General features: G+C 59.9%; 18 protein-coding genes. 12 read left to right on the top strand and 6 right to left on the bottom strand.

Annotated features, from left to right (window positions below):
• The first annotated feature begins 214 nt into the window (after positions 1-214).
• The 7 genes from LB523_RS11885 (at position 215) to LB523_RS11855 (ending at position 3,643) form a co-directional block, all read left to right on the top strand.
• A complete protein-coding gene (locus LB523_RS11885; RefSeq protein WP_224602878.1) occupies positions 215-934 on the top strand; it encodes a metallophosphoesterase in 720 nt (239 codons plus the stop codon).
• Positions 931-1,704, top strand: a complete 774-nt coding sequence (locus tag LB523_RS11880; RefSeq protein WP_224602877.1) for a hypothetical protein — start codon at positions 931-933, stop codon at positions 1,702-1,704. Before LB523_RS11885 ends, LB523_RS11880 begins: the two co-directional genes overlap by 4 nt.
• A 29-nt stretch (positions 1,705-1,733) precedes the next feature.
• Complete coding sequence (locus LB523_RS11875; protein WP_224602876.1) at positions 1,734-1,910, top strand: hypothetical protein; 177 nt, start codon at positions 1,734-1,736, stop codon at positions 1,908-1,910.
• On the top strand, positions 1,907-2,143 hold the full coding sequence (locus LB523_RS11870) for a hypothetical protein (protein WP_224602875.1): 237 nt from the start codon (positions 1,907-1,909) through the stop codon (positions 2,141-2,143). Before LB523_RS11875 ends, LB523_RS11870 begins: the two co-directional genes overlap by 4 nt.
• Before the next feature lie 266 nt (positions 2,144-2,409).
• Positions 2,410-2,865, top strand: coding sequence for a hypothetical protein (locus tag LB523_RS11865; RefSeq protein WP_224602874.1), 456 nt, complete (start codon positions 2,410-2,412; stop codon positions 2,863-2,865).
• Positions 2,862-3,236, top strand: a complete 375-nt coding sequence (locus tag LB523_RS11860; protein ID WP_224602873.1) for a CAP-Gly domain protein — start codon at positions 2,862-2,864, stop codon at positions 3,234-3,236. The genes LB523_RS11865 and LB523_RS11860 overlap by 4 nt, the downstream gene beginning before the upstream one ends.
• Complete coding sequence (locus tag LB523_RS11855; protein ID WP_224602872.1) at positions 3,236-3,643, top strand: DUF6378 domain-containing protein; 408 nt, start codon at positions 3,236-3,238, stop codon at positions 3,641-3,643. Before LB523_RS11860 ends, LB523_RS11855 begins: the two co-directional genes overlap by 1 nt.
• A gap of 48 nt (positions 3,644-3,691) precedes the next feature.
• Here LB523_RS11855 and LB523_RS11850 read toward each other — a convergent pair whose 3' ends face one another.
• Positions 3,692-4,090, bottom strand: a complete 399-nt coding sequence (locus tag LB523_RS11850; RefSeq protein WP_224602870.1) for a hypothetical protein — start codon at positions 4,088-4,090, stop codon at positions 3,692-3,694.
• 894 nt (positions 4,091-4,984) lie between these two features.
• Here LB523_RS11850 and LB523_RS29440 point away from each other — a divergent pair.
• A complete protein-coding gene (locus tag LB523_RS29440) occupies positions 4,985-5,107 on the top strand; it encodes a DUF982 domain-containing protein (protein ID WP_224602868.1) in 123 nt (40 codons plus the stop codon).
• On the opposite strand, the gene dnaQ is transcribed toward LB523_RS29440, so the two are convergent.
• The 4 genes from dnaQ to LB523_RS11825 all read right to left on the bottom strand — a co-directional run bounded on the left by dnaQ (position 5,104) and on the right by LB523_RS11825 (position 7,123).
• The gene (gene dnaQ / locus LB523_RS11840) at positions 5,104-5,748 is read right to left on the bottom strand and encodes a DNA polymerase III subunit epsilon (protein WP_224602866.1); all 645 of its coding nucleotides are present in this window, start codon (positions 5,746-5,748) and stop codon (positions 5,104-5,106) included. The two genes, LB523_RS29440 and dnaQ, sit on opposite strands and share 4 nt — an antisense overlap.
• Positions 5,749-5,995: 247 nt before the next feature.
• The gene (locus tag LB523_RS11835; RefSeq protein WP_224602864.1) at positions 5,996-6,316 is read right to left on the bottom strand and encodes a hypothetical protein; all 321 of its coding nucleotides are present in this window, start codon (positions 6,314-6,316) and stop codon (positions 5,996-5,998) included.
• Positions 6,313-6,846 carry a hypothetical protein gene (locus tag LB523_RS11830; RefSeq protein WP_224602862.1) on the bottom strand — a complete coding sequence of 178 codons (534 nt, stop codon included), beginning with the start codon at positions 6,844-6,846 and terminating at the stop codon, positions 6,313-6,315. Before LB523_RS11830 ends, LB523_RS11835 begins: the two co-directional genes overlap by 4 nt.
• A complete protein-coding gene (locus LB523_RS11825; protein ID WP_224602860.1) occupies positions 6,833-7,123 on the bottom strand; it encodes a hypothetical protein in 291 nt (96 codons plus the stop codon). Before LB523_RS11825 ends, LB523_RS11830 begins: the two co-directional genes overlap by 14 nt.
• Before the next feature lie 345 nt (positions 7,124-7,468).
• Between LB523_RS11825 and LB523_RS11820 the strand changes: the two genes are divergently transcribed.
• On the top strand, positions 7,469-7,933 hold the full coding sequence (locus tag LB523_RS11820) for a MerR family transcriptional regulator (RefSeq protein WP_224603206.1): 465 nt from the start codon (positions 7,469-7,471) through the stop codon (positions 7,931-7,933).
• Between the two features lie 81 nt (positions 7,934-8,014).
• On the opposite strand, the gene LB523_RS11815 is transcribed toward LB523_RS11820, so the two are convergent.
• Complete coding sequence (locus tag LB523_RS11815) at positions 8,015-8,383, bottom strand: hypothetical protein (protein WP_224602858.1); 369 nt, start codon at positions 8,381-8,383, stop codon at positions 8,015-8,017.
• A gap of 392 nt (positions 8,384-8,775) precedes the next feature.
• Between LB523_RS11815 and LB523_RS11810 the strand changes: the two genes are divergently transcribed.
• From LB523_RS11810 to LB523_RS11800, 3 genes are read left to right on the top strand one after another with little or no spacing between them, the layout of a single operon-like run.
• A complete protein-coding gene (locus LB523_RS11810) occupies positions 8,776-10,572 on the top strand; it encodes an acyl-CoA dehydrogenase (protein ID WP_224602856.1) in 1,797 nt (598 codons plus the stop codon).
• A 52-nt stretch (positions 10,573-10,624) separates the two neighbouring features.
• The gene (locus LB523_RS11805) at positions 10,625-11,797 is read left to right on the top strand and encodes an acyl-CoA dehydrogenase family protein (protein ID WP_224602854.1); all 1,173 of its coding nucleotides are present in this window, start codon (positions 10,625-10,627) and stop codon (positions 11,795-11,797) included.
• Positions 11,798-11,830: 33 nt separating this feature from the next.
• Entirely contained in the window at positions 11,831-13,039 is a 1,209-nt protein-coding gene (locus LB523_RS11800) for an acetyl-CoA C-acetyltransferase (protein WP_224602852.1), read from the top strand.
• Positions 13,040-13,046: the final 7 nt, after the last annotated feature.

Raw genomic sequence — 13,046 nt, 5'->3', positions numbered from 1 at the left:
GCTGCGTGACTGGAGGTCACGTTTATTGGGGAACTCGCAAGGAAAATGTGCAGGACGCCATAAGTCACGGAACAGCCAAACTTTGGGGAGTGCCAAGAGACATGTACGCAGAGTTTAGGCGAATTTCAGCAGAGGTTATGAGGCCTCTAAAAGACAGCATGGTGGGTGGATGGCGCACCGCTGCCAACGACAACGAACCGCAGAGGAGTGTGGCGTGAGCTATACCTACGCAATAGCCGACCTGCATGGCCGCTTCGACCTGCTGCAGATGGCTTATGACGCCATTTCGCAGCATGCTCTCGGCGTGCCCGGAACAATTGTCCACCTTGGAGACTACGTCGACCGCGGCCCGCAGAGCCGTGAGATTGTCGAGTGGTTGATCGACGATCCCGCCTTGCCTCCGGGTTGGCGCCGCGTTGTTCTGCGTGGCAATCACGAGGACATCATGGTGACGTGCTGCGATGCGGTTGGCCTTATCGGCTCATGGTGGATCCCCAACGGCGGCGCGCGGACACTCATGTCGTACGGCGCAAAGATTGGTGATGACGTTATAGAATCGGCCAATCTAGTGCCGCGCGAGCATCTTGAGTGGATGAAGGCGCTTCCGCGAATGCATGTGGATGAGCATCGTGTGTTCGTTCATGCTGGCGTCGATCCGTTCAAGCCTCTCGACCAGCAGGACGATCAAGAGCTTGGTTGGAAACTTTATGCCGGCGATGACGAGAGAGGACACGACAAGCGGCATGTCGTACACGGCCATCACCAATTCGAAGATGGCCCGATCTTACTCAAAGGGCGCACCGACCTAGACACGTTTGCCTGGTTCACTGGTCGCCTAGTGGTCGGTGTGTTTGATGATTCGATGCCTGGCGGCCCGGTCGAGCTTCTGACCATTCAAGGTTCGCACATTGACGACATCAGGAGGGCAGCATGAAGGTCGGCAAGATCGAATACGCACCCGACTACCGCAGCGCAAGAACAACGCACGGGCCGCTACGGCGCCTCAATCTGGCGCCCACCATGAATTGGGACTCCGTCGCGCGCCGCTACGTGGAGCACGACACGCTGACGCAGGAGACGTTTGGGCCGTTCGGCACCTTCCGCGAAATGTCCGACGCAGCCAACGCCAACTTGCGCCAGGTTGTGCCTACGGCGGCAACTGAGCGCAAGGGCGGGATGCTCCAAACATTTACCGGGAGGCACTTCTGGCCGTTGGATGCGAGGCCAGAAGAAGTTCACATCGAGGACATAGCGCATAGCTTGAGTCTGCAGTGCAGATATGCGGGCCACTGCAAGCGATTCTACAGTGTGGCTGAGCACTCCGTGCTGATTGCCAACTGGATCTGGTGGCACGGCTCGGCGGCCGATGCGCTTGCCGGTCTGCTGCACGATGCGACGGAAGCCTATCTTGTGGATATGCCGCGACCCGTTAAGCGCAGCATGCATGAGTACCGCCTGCACGAAGCAGCACTGTGGAAGGTGCTAGCGGCTCGCTTTGGCTTGCCGGAAGAGATGCCGGCGATCGTGCACGAGGCTGATAACCGCATCATTGCGGACGAGCTGGTCAATATGCGGCCGATGGCCTGGCACGACAAGCATAACGACCCACTCTGTGTCTCGTTGGCGTTCTGGTCGCCGGGAGAATCTGAGCACAATTTCCTGAACACGTTTTACATGCTCGAAAAGATGAGGGCGGCGGCGTGAGTGGAGCGGACTACAGTCTGGCGCTGCGCATGATCAAGGATGGCGCGAAGATGCGCCGTCTTGAGTGGCGTCCCAACAAGTGGGTGCATCTGGCCGTCCCCGATGGCGCGCTCTCGTACCTTGAAATGGAACTTACAGACGGCAGAAGGGCGCCTTATACGCCGAGCCGATGCGACCAGTTCATCGATGATTGGGTGGCAGCATGACCATCCGCATCACACCCACATTCCAAGCGCGCCGCATTGGCTCGGTAGTGGTCGCCACCATCGTGGAGAACTTTCCCGCGAGCGTCACGCTAACCGCCAACCAGTGCCGCGATGCGGCTGAGGCGTTCAACACGCTTGCCGTGATGCTGATGCCCGCCGAGGACATCTATGACGACAGCGCAGAATCGAAGGCTGACCGCGATTACCAATTGGCGAAGGAGGAGGCGGCGTGAGTGAGTGCGCGATTGAGGAATGCCGAAAGGCTGCGCACTCCAAGGGATGGTGCAAGACCCATTATGAGAGGTGGCGGACACACGGTGACCCGCTTGCACCCAGGTTGCCGAAGGGGCCGAAACCAAGACAGAAAGCCGAGTGTGCGGTGGACGGTTGCACGTCGTTTGTTGATGCGAAGGGTTTCTGCGGCCCACACTACGCTAGGTGGAAGAAATATGGTGACCCGTTTGCGGGCGGCACAAAATGGGGTGAGCCACGAAGGTACTTGGAAGAAGAGGTTCTCGTCTACGATGGAGACAATTGCCTCATCTGGCCTTATTCGCGTGGCGCCGATGGCTACGGCAACCTGAACTATGATGGCAAAGTCAAGATAGTCTCAAGACTGGTTTGCGAACTCGTCAACGGAGAGCCGCCAACACCTGAACATGAAGCCGCTCACTCCTGCGGCAAGGGACACGAAGGTTGCGTTGCGCCAAATCACTTGTCATGGAAAACAGCCAAAGAGAATGCCTTGGACAAGATTTGTCATGGCACGATGCCAAGAGGTGAAACGCATCCGGCCTCAAAGCTCAGCGAATCACAGGTAGTTGAAATACGCGGGTTATCCAAAACGAAATCGCATTCCGAAATCGCTCGTGTTTATGGCGTTGACCGAAAGACAGTCAGCCTCATCATCTCTAGAAAAAATTGGGGATGGCTTGAAGATAGGATGGCGGCATGAGTTGGGATTTTTATCCGGGCCAGGAAGTTATTTGCGTGGATGCCAAATCACCACCACGCGTGACAATTCCATTGGGGTTGGTTGAGGGCCAAACCTATGTACTTAGGTGGGTTGGCGAATACGATAACTACGTTGATGGCCCGTTCATCGGCGTGCGTCTTGTTGGCGTCAATCGCGGCAAAGACCCAACCTATGGCTTCGAAGATCCACCGTACAACGCCAAGAGGTTTCGGCCGCTCATCAAGAATCCGATTGCGTTTGCGCGCAGAATTGCGGCCGACCCTAATCAGCAGATCGACGCACCAGAAGGCCCCGTGCGCGGCAAGCCGGTTCGTGAAGGCGCACCAAAACGAAAGAAGGAGGAGGTGTGATGTTTAAGGACAACCCGTCATTGGCAACAGCGTACGACCCTTGGGGCGGACACATCGTGGAGGATACATTCATGCCAGCCAACGACAGCTTTTGCGACCGAGTTCTTACCGTCGACACGGACGTCAAGGCTGCGATCGCGGATGATGCCAAGCGCATTGTCTCGGGTGCTAGGCGAGCAGCTTATGGCAAGCCAGAAGACAATTTCGAGCGCATCGCCAAGTTCTGGCAGGCGTACTTTGAAAACACAGGGCGGACAGAGGCTAATGTCACTGCGGCAGACGTGTCGCCACTCATGCGGCTGATGAAGGAGGCCCGTCTGTGTGAGACGCCAGATCACCGCGACAGCTTCGTTGACCTGGTTGGATACACACTGACTGGAGCTGAGATTAACAAGGTGGCCGCCTAACCATCCTGCATTTCATCCACGCAATAGTTACAGCCGCCTTCGGGCGGCTTATTTTTTGTCCGACAAGGACGCCTTGCTAGGCAGCCACTCTCCGTTCGGTCCGCGGCGCCTACGCCGCTTCTTCTCACCTGCAGGTTTGGCAGATCCAACCAGCGACTCCGCGCTCGGTGCTTTCAGGATTGATCCTGGCGAGAAGATATCGCCTCGGCTGAAACCAGCCGTTACGCGGTCGGGCAACAGCCCTTGTTCATGCAGCCATTTGACGTCGGCCACAACGCGCTCGACGCGCCCAGCCGCCTCGGCTGCAAGCTCTTCCTTGGCCTTGATTTCTTCCGCCCGCTCAAGCTCTGCGATCGCCATAGCAATCTCTGCCGCTTGCCGCTCGAGTTCGGCTTTGGACTTCGTTAGCAGTTCAGGGCGAAGCTTCTTGACGTCGGTAACGGCCATGCATTGTCCCTCGATTAATGCATGGCGTATACCTTAGCTTGCGGCAAGCCGCAAGCAGCTTACCGCTTCGCTCCGGGACACATACCGGTCATGTAAAGCAGGCAATCATGGCAAGGCTTGTCGCCAGGCGAGACGTCAATAAGCGCTTCGCCCATCATCATCCTATCGCGATTCGGATCGACAATGGCGAAGGATCGCACCGAGTAAATCTCGTCACCGCGACTGGTGCGAACCCTTCCGAGCACAAGCGATGGCATGGCCATGTCCTTGTGCGATATGCACTGACCCAAGCAAAATTTCCAGATTTCGGGCATGATGTCTATATGCACTGCGCAGTCTATTCCGGTAGCGGCCGGCTCCATCACGTTGTACATTTTTCCCAAACCCTGTTGCGTTGTTTTCATTGGGCGCCAACACACACGACGCCAATCCGCATCTCCATGCTTTTTCTCTCGGTATGGTTCCTCAGACCAAGCCGGGGGTTGAACACTCACTCGGCGGTGAGCCGATGGCTTTTGGCTTTCGCTTGGACATAACGCATCGCCCCCGGCCTTAAGCCAGAGCGTGCGTTGCCGCCGAGCAATGCGCACAAAAGTGTCGACTCCCCTCAGCCGACCCGGTATGGGTGTTCAAGCCCGATCGCGACACTGTTATATTTGTTTACCTTGCGCAAGTGAGATTTGGTCGGACCAGAAACTATTTTTGGGTGTGTGGTCAGTTATACACAGCACGCCAAGTGGTGGTTAAGGATTGGTATGTATTAGCGATGCCTGATGGACGGGAAATGACATTCCCGCTGGTGCGCATCAAAGAGCGCGCCGGTCTTGAGCGTGAGGTGCGAAACGTGCAGGCGGCAAGCGACACGATGCTTGGCTGGCCAGGACGTGGGCCTAAATGGCGCAAGCGGCAGAAGTCATCTCTGAGGCGCTGTATGGCCGCAAGACGCCAGAAAAGGCAAGAGCCGCGTTTGTGGACGCGGCTCGCGAGGCTGGCGTGTTGATGGGGGATGATGGCTAGATATGGCGAGATGCTGTATCCGCCATCATCGCCGCATGGGCCGCCATCTCTGCCGCAGTAAGCCGCGGCGGCAACGGTACAGGGCGCACGGCAAGCGCGCCGACGTCGATCGCCTGCACCGTCTCAACGGTAAGATCCATGGTCGCCTGCCGGCCCACAAGTTCGACATATACGGCTGCCAACAGTTCGGCGTCCAGCAAGGCACCGTGCTTGGTGCGTTGCGCCGTCGAGATGCCGCAGCGCCGGCAGAGCGCATCGAGGCTAGCCGGTGCGCCAGGATGCTTTGCGCGGGCGAGTGCCAAGCTGTCGATGACCTCGTTTGGTAGCGGGTCACCACCGGCAGCAGTAAGCTCTGCGTTCAGGATGCCGACATCAAAGCCGGCGTTGTGCGCGATAAGCGGCGCGTCGCCAAGAAACTCGAGCAGCTGTCCTGGCGTGAACGCCGGATAGGCGGCCAGAAACTCGTTGGTAAGGCCGTGCACAGCCGTAGCCTCGGCCGGCACTGGAATGCCTGGATTATAATAGGCGTGGAACGAGCGCCGCGGCGACAGGTCGACAAGCTCGACGGCGCCAACTTCCACAATGCGGTCTCTGGCGACGTCGAGGCCGGTGGTTTCGGTGTCGATTACGATGTGGCGCATGGCTCAAAGCAAAGCCCGTAGCGGCCAGGACCGTCGATTAGATAGTAGGTGACATGCATGTCGTCCGTCACCAACATGTAGTTCGGACGACAAAAGCCGAGTCGTTCACTGCGGTTGTCAGGCTCAAAATGCTTGCATTCCTTGCAAGAACGATCATGCACCTCAAGAACCTTCGTGCCGCATTTTACGCACCACGATCCGCGCTCTCCCTCTCGTCCTTGCGTTATGGTGCAATCACACATCCCGATCACCCTCCTTTGCGCGCCCGCGCAAGCGCGGCGTCGATTTCCTTGACCTCTGGATGGTCTTCGCCCCATTCGCCGGCAATGCTCGCCCGCGCCATCTCCAGCGCAGCCACGAGGGCGTCATGGGCGTTGACGGCGCGGACGATAAACTCCCCGTCCTCATCGGACAACCATATCCATTCGGAAGAGCCGACTACTCCTCCCTTGTCAGGCAGAATGTAGCCATACTCACTGTCATCGGCGTCAGCAGCATGGATGATGCAATCATGCGTGTGTCGGCCTGGTGAGAACACCCACGGCGTCGGCGTATGTTTAGCTATCATTTCCCCCTCCCGGCCTGCGCAAGAGCTGCGTCGATCTTGTCACGCACATCGGCAGGCGTATACGGATGCATGTACTCGCGGGTGTATTCCAACGCCGCAACAAGAGCTTCGTGAGCGTTTATCCTCTGGACGATTAGCCGCGCGTCAGCGACTTTGATGTGGTGCGCGTAATAACTGACGTTGTCGGCAACCGTGTCTCCGCGCGCGTCAACGATCTCGATTGGTTCTTCCTCATCTTCCATCATGTAAGAATCGTGTGCACGACAAGCCCACGGAAGCGGCGATGGTTCGCGCCGTTCACGCTCCCATTGGGCTTCTAGTGTCTCCCGCTCTTCATTGCTAATCATCTTCCCTACTCCTATCGACCGTGATGTGGCACAGAGGTATCTGACTGCCTCCTCCAGCATTGATGCCTCGCGAAGTTCCCACCCCCTAGGGTTGATTTCTGTAGAAACATGGTAGATCAGGCGACCGAGAATCTTGTCGACATCCACCGTTGCCCGCATGGGTTCATGGTCATCGGCGCTCATCCTCTACCTCCCCTAGCCATGGAGCGTCTCCCTCCAATCCATATTCGCAGCCGCACGATGTTCCAAGCAACGTGAGTGCATCGCGGCATTCGTAACGCTTACCGTCATGGACGACGTCGATTGGTGGGAATTCAAAACCTTCCTCGTCGCCAAATCCTTGATTACCAAGCAGGCAACTTTCGCAGATGTGCCGGCGCAATTCTGCGACCGCCCCGTCCATGGTTGCGAAGGATTTTTTCCATCCTGGCAACGAGTGTTTGACTAATTCAATAGACATCTTTTCCCCGTTCGTAACGACACCCGTAACGCGTCGTAACGCGTGCCATCTAGATCATTGTAATCGTTCAATATTTTTTCAAGCTACGCTAACAAGGCGTTAACCAAGCTTAAGAAGTCGCGCATAATCGTGAGCCGCCTGGCGGGTGCGGCATAAAGCTCCGCTTCGACAACGCCCTTGCGTCACCTTGCGGCTGTCGATATAGAATTGACGTAAACGTAAAAGGTGCGAAGCCGTGCCTCTTGCGATTGACTTGTCGCAACCACGATTGGAAGCACGCCCCCGCTTCCACTCAGGCGACGCTTGGTCCGCGACCGCGACGCCGCCAGGGGAAAGCCAGTGACCATGAAACTTGTTCCGCCCGGCGAAGCCGCGGCCAATACCAATGACATCCCGGTCGAAGCCGGCGAGGAATTCGTCCGCATCGGCGAGATGGCCAAGAAATACGGTGTGACGCTGCGCACGCTGCGTTTCTATGAAGACAAGGGCCTGCTCAATCCGCATCGCGACGGCTCGACCCGTCTCTATACGCGCCGCGACAAGGCTCGCCTGAAGCTGATCCTGCTCGGCCGCAAGGTCGGGTTCTCGCTGCGCGACGTCAAGCAGATGATGGATCTCTACGATCCGACCGGTACCAACACCAGGCAGTTGCGGCTGGCCCTCGACAAGTCGGAGAAGCAACTCGCCCGCCTGCAGAAGCAGCGTGCGCTGATCGACGACGCCATCGGCGAGTTGAGCAACTCGATGTCCGTCGTGCGCCAGATGCTCGTCGAGCGCACCGCGGCGCCGCAGGCCAGCGCCGCCGGCTGAATCAGCTCTCGTTTAAAATGCAAGCCGCGTGGTTATCGCCGCGCGGCTTTTCCTGCACAACTGCGCCGCGCCAGCTGCAGGTCATGATAGCTCCCCTGCCGACGAATTGATCCGCAATCCAGTTGTGCCCGCGCCTTCAAGAAGCGCTAGCAGGCTCCAGAACGCATCCGGCGCGGCTGTTCCAAAATCCACGGTCAGTTTCTTTGGGCGCACCCAAAGCGAATGGATGATGTCTCCGAATTCTGCGCCTTCCCGGTAGCGCTCATCGTCCGGATCGAACCAGTGCTGGAACCAGGCATTCAGCTTGTCGAGCGGCGGAGACGCCAGCGTGTGGTGGATGACGACATCGTTCCATTGAAGCTGTTCTATCAGCAGGTCAGCACTTCCAATTCTGCCCGAGATCGGCTCGAAGCGCATAATATCGGACTGAAGTTCAACGGGTTCGACCATTTCATCGTTCCTGACGAAGTCGACACAGCATAGCTGCCGAAAGAGCTCGTTTTGGTCGGCGAGTTGGAACTTGACCTCCGCGGCTCCCTGACTGCAGTCTTGCTGCTGTTCTCTTACGAACGCCCTGAATTGATCCAGGTAGTGGCTCTGGATGCTAATGATGAATGCGGCTGGGTCCATGCTGCGAAGTTGCCTCACCGCAGAGGGGCAGACAAGCGGGGGGCCCAAGTTCTGACACGCCCGGTCAAATAAAATTTTGGCTGCGACGAAGTTGACGTTTACGCAAACGTCAATATTTGCTATCGCAGCATCGACATTGGCCCGGCCTCCTGTCCAGGACGTGGACAGGCGACTTGCTTGGTCGGGCCGGGACCGTAAGGGCGGAGGAAGGCATGACGATCTACAGGGCGCCGATCCAGGACACGCTGTTCGTGCTCAACGACGTGCTGGGTTATCAGCGCTATTCCAATCTTCCGGGCTTCTCGGATGCGACGCCCGACGTTCTCGAGGCGATCCTCGCCGAAGGCGCCAAGCTGGCCGAAAACGTCATGCATCCGCTGAACCGCGTCGGCGACATGGAAGGCTGCGTGCGCCATGACGACGGCTCGGTAACGACACCGAAGGGTTTCAAGGACGCCTACGACCAGTATCGCGAAGGCGGCTGGATGGGGCTTGCGGCACCCGTCGAGTTCGGCGGCCAAGGCCTGCCCTACACGGTGCACCAGGCTGTTTCCGAATATATGGTTTCCGCCAACATGGCGCTGATGATGTATCCCGGCCTGACGCAAGGCGCGATCGCGGCGATCGTCACCCACGGCACGGAGGAGCAGAAGGCGACATGGCTGCCCAGGCTGATCGAGGGCACCTGGACCGGTACCATGAACCTGACCGAACCGCATTGCGGCACCGACCTCGGCCTGCTGCGCACCAAGGCCGTTCCCAACGGCGACGGCAGCTACAGAATTTCCGGCCAGAAGATATTCATCTCCGCCGGCGAGCACGACATGGCGGACAACATCGTCCACCTGGTGCTTGCCCGCGCCGAGGGCGCGCCGGAAGGCGTCAAGGGCATCTCGCTGTTCATCGTGCCGAAATTCAAGCTCGATGCCTCGGGCAATCCCGGTGAGAGGAATACCGTCTCCTGCGGCTCGATCGAGGAGAAGATGGGCATCCATGGCAACTCGACCTGCGTCATGAATTATGACGAGGCGGAGGGGACGCTGCTCGGCGAATTGAACGGCGGCCTGAAGGCCATGTTCACGATGATGAACGAGGCCCGTCTCGGCGTCGGCCTGCAGGGGCTTTCGGTCGCCGAGATCGCCTACCAGAACGCCGTCTCCTACGCCAAGGACCGCCTGCAGGGCCGCTCGCTGTCGGGCGCCAAGGCGCCGGACAAGAAGGCCGACCCGATCATCGTCCATCCCGACATCCGTCGCTCGCTGATGACCATGAAGGCCTTCAACGAGGCCGGCCGCGCGCTGGCGCTGTGGACGGCGATCAAGTCCGACGTCGCGCACCGTTCCGGCGACGACAAGGACCGCCAGGCGGCCGACGACTACACCGGCCTGATGACCCCGGTGGTCAAGGGCGTGCTCACCGACAAGGGTTTCGACCACGCGGTCATGGCGCAGCAGGTGTTCGGCGGCCACGGCTACATCGAAGAACACGGCATGAGCCAGTTCGTGCGCGACGCCCGCATCGCCATGATCTATGAAGGCGCCAACGGCATCCAGGCGCTCGACCTCGTCGGCCGCAAGCTGGCGCAGAATGGCGGTCGCGCCGTGCAGGCCTTCTTCAAGGAAGTCGGCGAGTTCTGCGAGGAAAACCGCGCCGACGAGAAGATGGCGCCCTTCACCAAGGCGCTGAAGAAGGGCCTCAACGACCTGCAGGCGGCCACCATGTGGCTGGTGCAGAACGCCATGGCCAAGCCCGACAATGCCGGTGCGGCCTCGAGCGACTACATGCATCTCTTCGGCCTGGTGGCGCTGGGCTACATGTGGGCGCAAATGGCGAAATCCGCTGAGGCGAAGCTCGCGGACGGCGCCAACGGAGCTGGCGCGTTCTACGACGCCAAGCTCACGACCGCGCGCTTCTTCATGGAGCGCGTCATGCCGGAAACGGCGGCGCGTCTCGCCCGCATAACGAGTGGCGCGGACACGCTGATGGCGCTGCCGGCGGAAGCGTTCTAGGTTTGGCGGGCCGGCACCGCCGGCCCACAAGTGTCGGAACGCGGAGGAAATCGTGGCGACAAATCCAGCCGAAATTCTTGGTCTTCCAAAGCCCGCCTGGGCGGCGGACGAGGTCGGCATGCTCTACGATATGGCATCGCGCTTCATGGCCGAGGAGATCGCGCCGCGTTACGACGAGTTCGAGAAGAACGAGATGTTCGACCGCGAGAGCTGGCTGAAGGCGGGAGCGGCCGGCCTGCTCTGCGCTTCCATGCCGGAGCAATACGGCGGCTCGGGCGGCACCTTCGCGCATGAGAGCGCCATCATCGAGGCGATCGGCCATGTCGGCGTCGACGGCTTCGGCATCGGCCTGCACAATTCGATCGTAGCACCCTACATCCTGCATTACGGTTCCGAAGAGCAGAAACAGAAATGGTTGCCCAAGCTCGCGACCGGCGAGCTGATCGGCGCCATCGCCATGACGGAGCCCGGCGCCGGCTCCGACCTGCAGGGCGTCAAGACCCGCGCCGAGAAGGACGGCAACCATTACAAGATCAGCGGTTCGAAGACCTTCATCACCAATGGCCAGCTCGCCAACCTGATCATCGTCGTCACCAAAACAGATCCGGACAAGGGCGCCAAGGGCACGTCGCTGATCGTCGTCGAGACCGAGGAGGTCGAGGGCTTCGAGCGCGGCCGCAACCTCGACAAGATCGGGCTGAAGTCGAACGACACGTCCGAACTGTTCTTCAACGACGTGCGCGTGCCGACCTCCAACCTGCTCGGCGACGAGGAAGGCAAGGGCTTCGTCCAGCTGATGCAGCAATTGCCGCAGGAGCGGCTGCAGATCGGCACCGGGGCGATCGCCATGACCGAGCGGGCGCTGGCGCTGACCATCGACTACGTCAAGGAACGCAAGGCCTTCGGCAAGGCCGTCATCGAGTTCCAGAACACCCAGTTCAAGCTGGCCGAATTGAAGACCGAGGCCACGATCGGCCGCGTCTTCTACAATGACTGCGTCGCCCGCCATATCGACGGCGGCCTCGATCCGGTGACCGCCTCGATGGCCAAATACTGGCTCAGCGATCTGCAGGGCAAAGTCGTCGACGAATGCCTTCAACTGCACGGCGGCTATGGCTACATGAATGAATATCCGATCGCCCGCATGTACCGCGACGCCCGTGTCCAGCGCATCTATGGCGGCACCAACGAAATCATGAAATTGCTGATCGGGCGCTCTCTGTGAGCGCGGCGGCTGGCAAAGCCAAGGAGCACGAAAATGACTGAGGCTTACGTCTATGACGCCGTGCGCACGCCGCGCGGCAAGGGCAAGAAGGATGGCTCGCTGCACGAGGTGCCGGCGGTGCGGCTCGCCGCAAGGACGCTCGAGGCGCTGCGCGACCGCAACGGGCTCGACACCGGCAATGTCGACGACATCATCTTCGGCTGTGTCGATCCGGTCGGCGAGGCGGGCTCCGTCATTCCGCGCGCCGCCGCCTTCGAGGCCGGCTACGACACCAAGGCACCCGGCATGCAGATCTCGCGCTTCTGCGCCTCGGGTCTCGACGCCATCAATTTCGGCGCCGCCAAGATCGCGCAAGGGGCGGATGAGATCGTGATTGCCGGCGGCGTCGAATCCATGTCGCGCGTCGGCATGGGCATGTCGGGCGGCGCCTGGTTCATGGACCCCTCCGTTGGCCTGCCCGGCTGGTTCGTGCCGCAGGGCATCTCGGCCGACCTGATCGCCACCAAATACGGGTTTTCCCGCGATGACGTCGATGCCTATGCGGTCGAGAGCCAGAAGCGCGCGGCCAAGGCCTGGGGCGAGGGCCGTTTCAAGAATTCGGTGATCCCGATCAAGGACCAGAACGGTCTCACCATCCTCGATCATGACGAGCACATGCGGCCCACGACCGACATGCAGTCGCTGGCTTCGCTCAACCCGTCCTTCGTCATGCCCGGCGAGATGGGCGGCTTCGACGCGGTCGCCGTGCAGAAGCATCCCGAGGTAGAGGAGGTCAACCACGTCCACCATGCCGGCAATTCCTCGGGCATCGTCGATGGCGCCGCCGCCGTTCTGCTCGGTTCCAAGAAGGCCAGCAAGGCGATGGGACTGAAGCCGCGCGCGCGCATCCGCGCCTTCGCCAATATCGGCTCGGAACCGGTGCTGATGCTGACCGGTCCGGTCGACGTCACCGAGAAGCTCCTGAAGCGCGCCAAGATGAAGCAGTCGGACATCGACCTCTTCGAGCTCAACGAGGCCTTCGCCTCGGTCGTGCTGCGCTACATGCAGGCCTTCGACATCCCGCACGACCAGATCAACGTCAATGGCGGCGCGATCGCCATGGGCCATCCGCTCGGCGCCACCGGCGCCATGATCCTGGGCACGGTGCTGGACGAGCTGGAGCGCCGCGATCTCAACACCGCGCTGGTCACGCTCTGCATCGGCGCCGGCATGGGCACCGCAACCATTATCGAACGCGTCTGACGGGGAG

The sequence above is a fragment of the Mesorhizobium sp. ESP-6-4 genome, from assembly GCF_020164735.1.
Lineage (GTDB): Bacteria > Pseudomonadota > Alphaproteobacteria > Rhizobiales > Rhizobiaceae > Mesorhizobium.
The sequence above is the reverse complement of the archived record's forward strand: the minus strand, read 5'-3'. Positions and strand labels throughout refer to the sequence as shown.

What these genes read in the sequence shown, in the direction of transcription:
- LB523_RS11835 (WP_224602864.1), bottom strand. Translation starts at nt 6,316, where the DNA reads ATGATAGCTAAACATACGCCGACGCCGTGGGTGTTCTCACCAGGCCGA.
- LB523_RS11810 (WP_224602856.1), top strand. Translation starts at nt 8,776, where the DNA reads ATGACGATCTACAGGGCGCCGATCCAGGACACGCTGTTCGTGCTCAAC.
- LB523_RS29440 (WP_224602868.1), top strand. Translation starts at nt 4,985, where the DNA reads ATGGCGCAAGCGGCAGAAGTCATCTCTGAGGCGCTGTATGGCCGCAAG.
- LB523_RS11880 (WP_224602877.1), top strand. Translation starts at nt 931, where the DNA reads ATGAAGGTCGGCAAGATCGAATACGCACCCGACTACCGCAGCGCAAGA.
- LB523_RS11875 (WP_224602876.1), top strand. Translation starts at nt 1,734, where the DNA reads ATGATCAAGGATGGCGCGAAGATGCGCCGTCTTGAGTGGCGTCCCAAC.
- LB523_RS11825 (WP_224602860.1), bottom strand. Translation starts at nt 7,123, where the DNA reads ATGTCTATTGAATTAGTCAAACACTCGTTGCCAGGATGGAAAAAATCC.
- LB523_RS11815 (WP_224602858.1), bottom strand. Translation starts at nt 8,383, where the DNA reads ATGGTCGAACCCGTTGAACTTCAGTCCGATATTATGCGCTTCGAGCCG.
- LB523_RS11820 (WP_224603206.1), top strand. Translation starts at nt 7,469, where the DNA reads ATGAAACTTGTTCCGCCCGGCGAAGCCGCGGCCAATACCAATGACATC.
- LB523_RS11800 (WP_224602852.1), top strand. Translation starts at nt 11,831, where the DNA reads ATGACTGAGGCTTACGTCTATGACGCCGTGCGCACGCCGCGCGGCAAG.
- LB523_RS11850 (WP_224602870.1), bottom strand. Translation starts at nt 4,090, where the DNA reads ATGGCCGTTACCGACGTCAAGAAGCTTCGCCCTGAACTGCTAACGAAG.
- LB523_RS11860 (WP_224602873.1), top strand. Translation starts at nt 2,862, where the DNA reads ATGAGTTGGGATTTTTATCCGGGCCAGGAAGTTATTTGCGTGGATGCC.
- LB523_RS11855 (WP_224602872.1), top strand. Translation starts at nt 3,236, where the DNA reads ATGTTTAAGGACAACCCGTCATTGGCAACAGCGTACGACCCTTGGGGC.
- LB523_RS11870 (WP_224602875.1), top strand. Translation starts at nt 1,907, where the DNA reads ATGACCATCCGCATCACACCCACATTCCAAGCGCGCCGCATTGGCTCG.
- LB523_RS11830 (WP_224602862.1), bottom strand. Translation starts at nt 6,846, where the DNA reads ATGAGCGCCGATGACCATGAACCCATGCGGGCAACGGTGGATGTCGAC.
- dnaQ (WP_224602866.1), bottom strand. Translation starts at nt 5,748, where the DNA reads ATGCGCCACATCGTAATCGACACCGAAACCACCGGCCTCGACGTCGCC.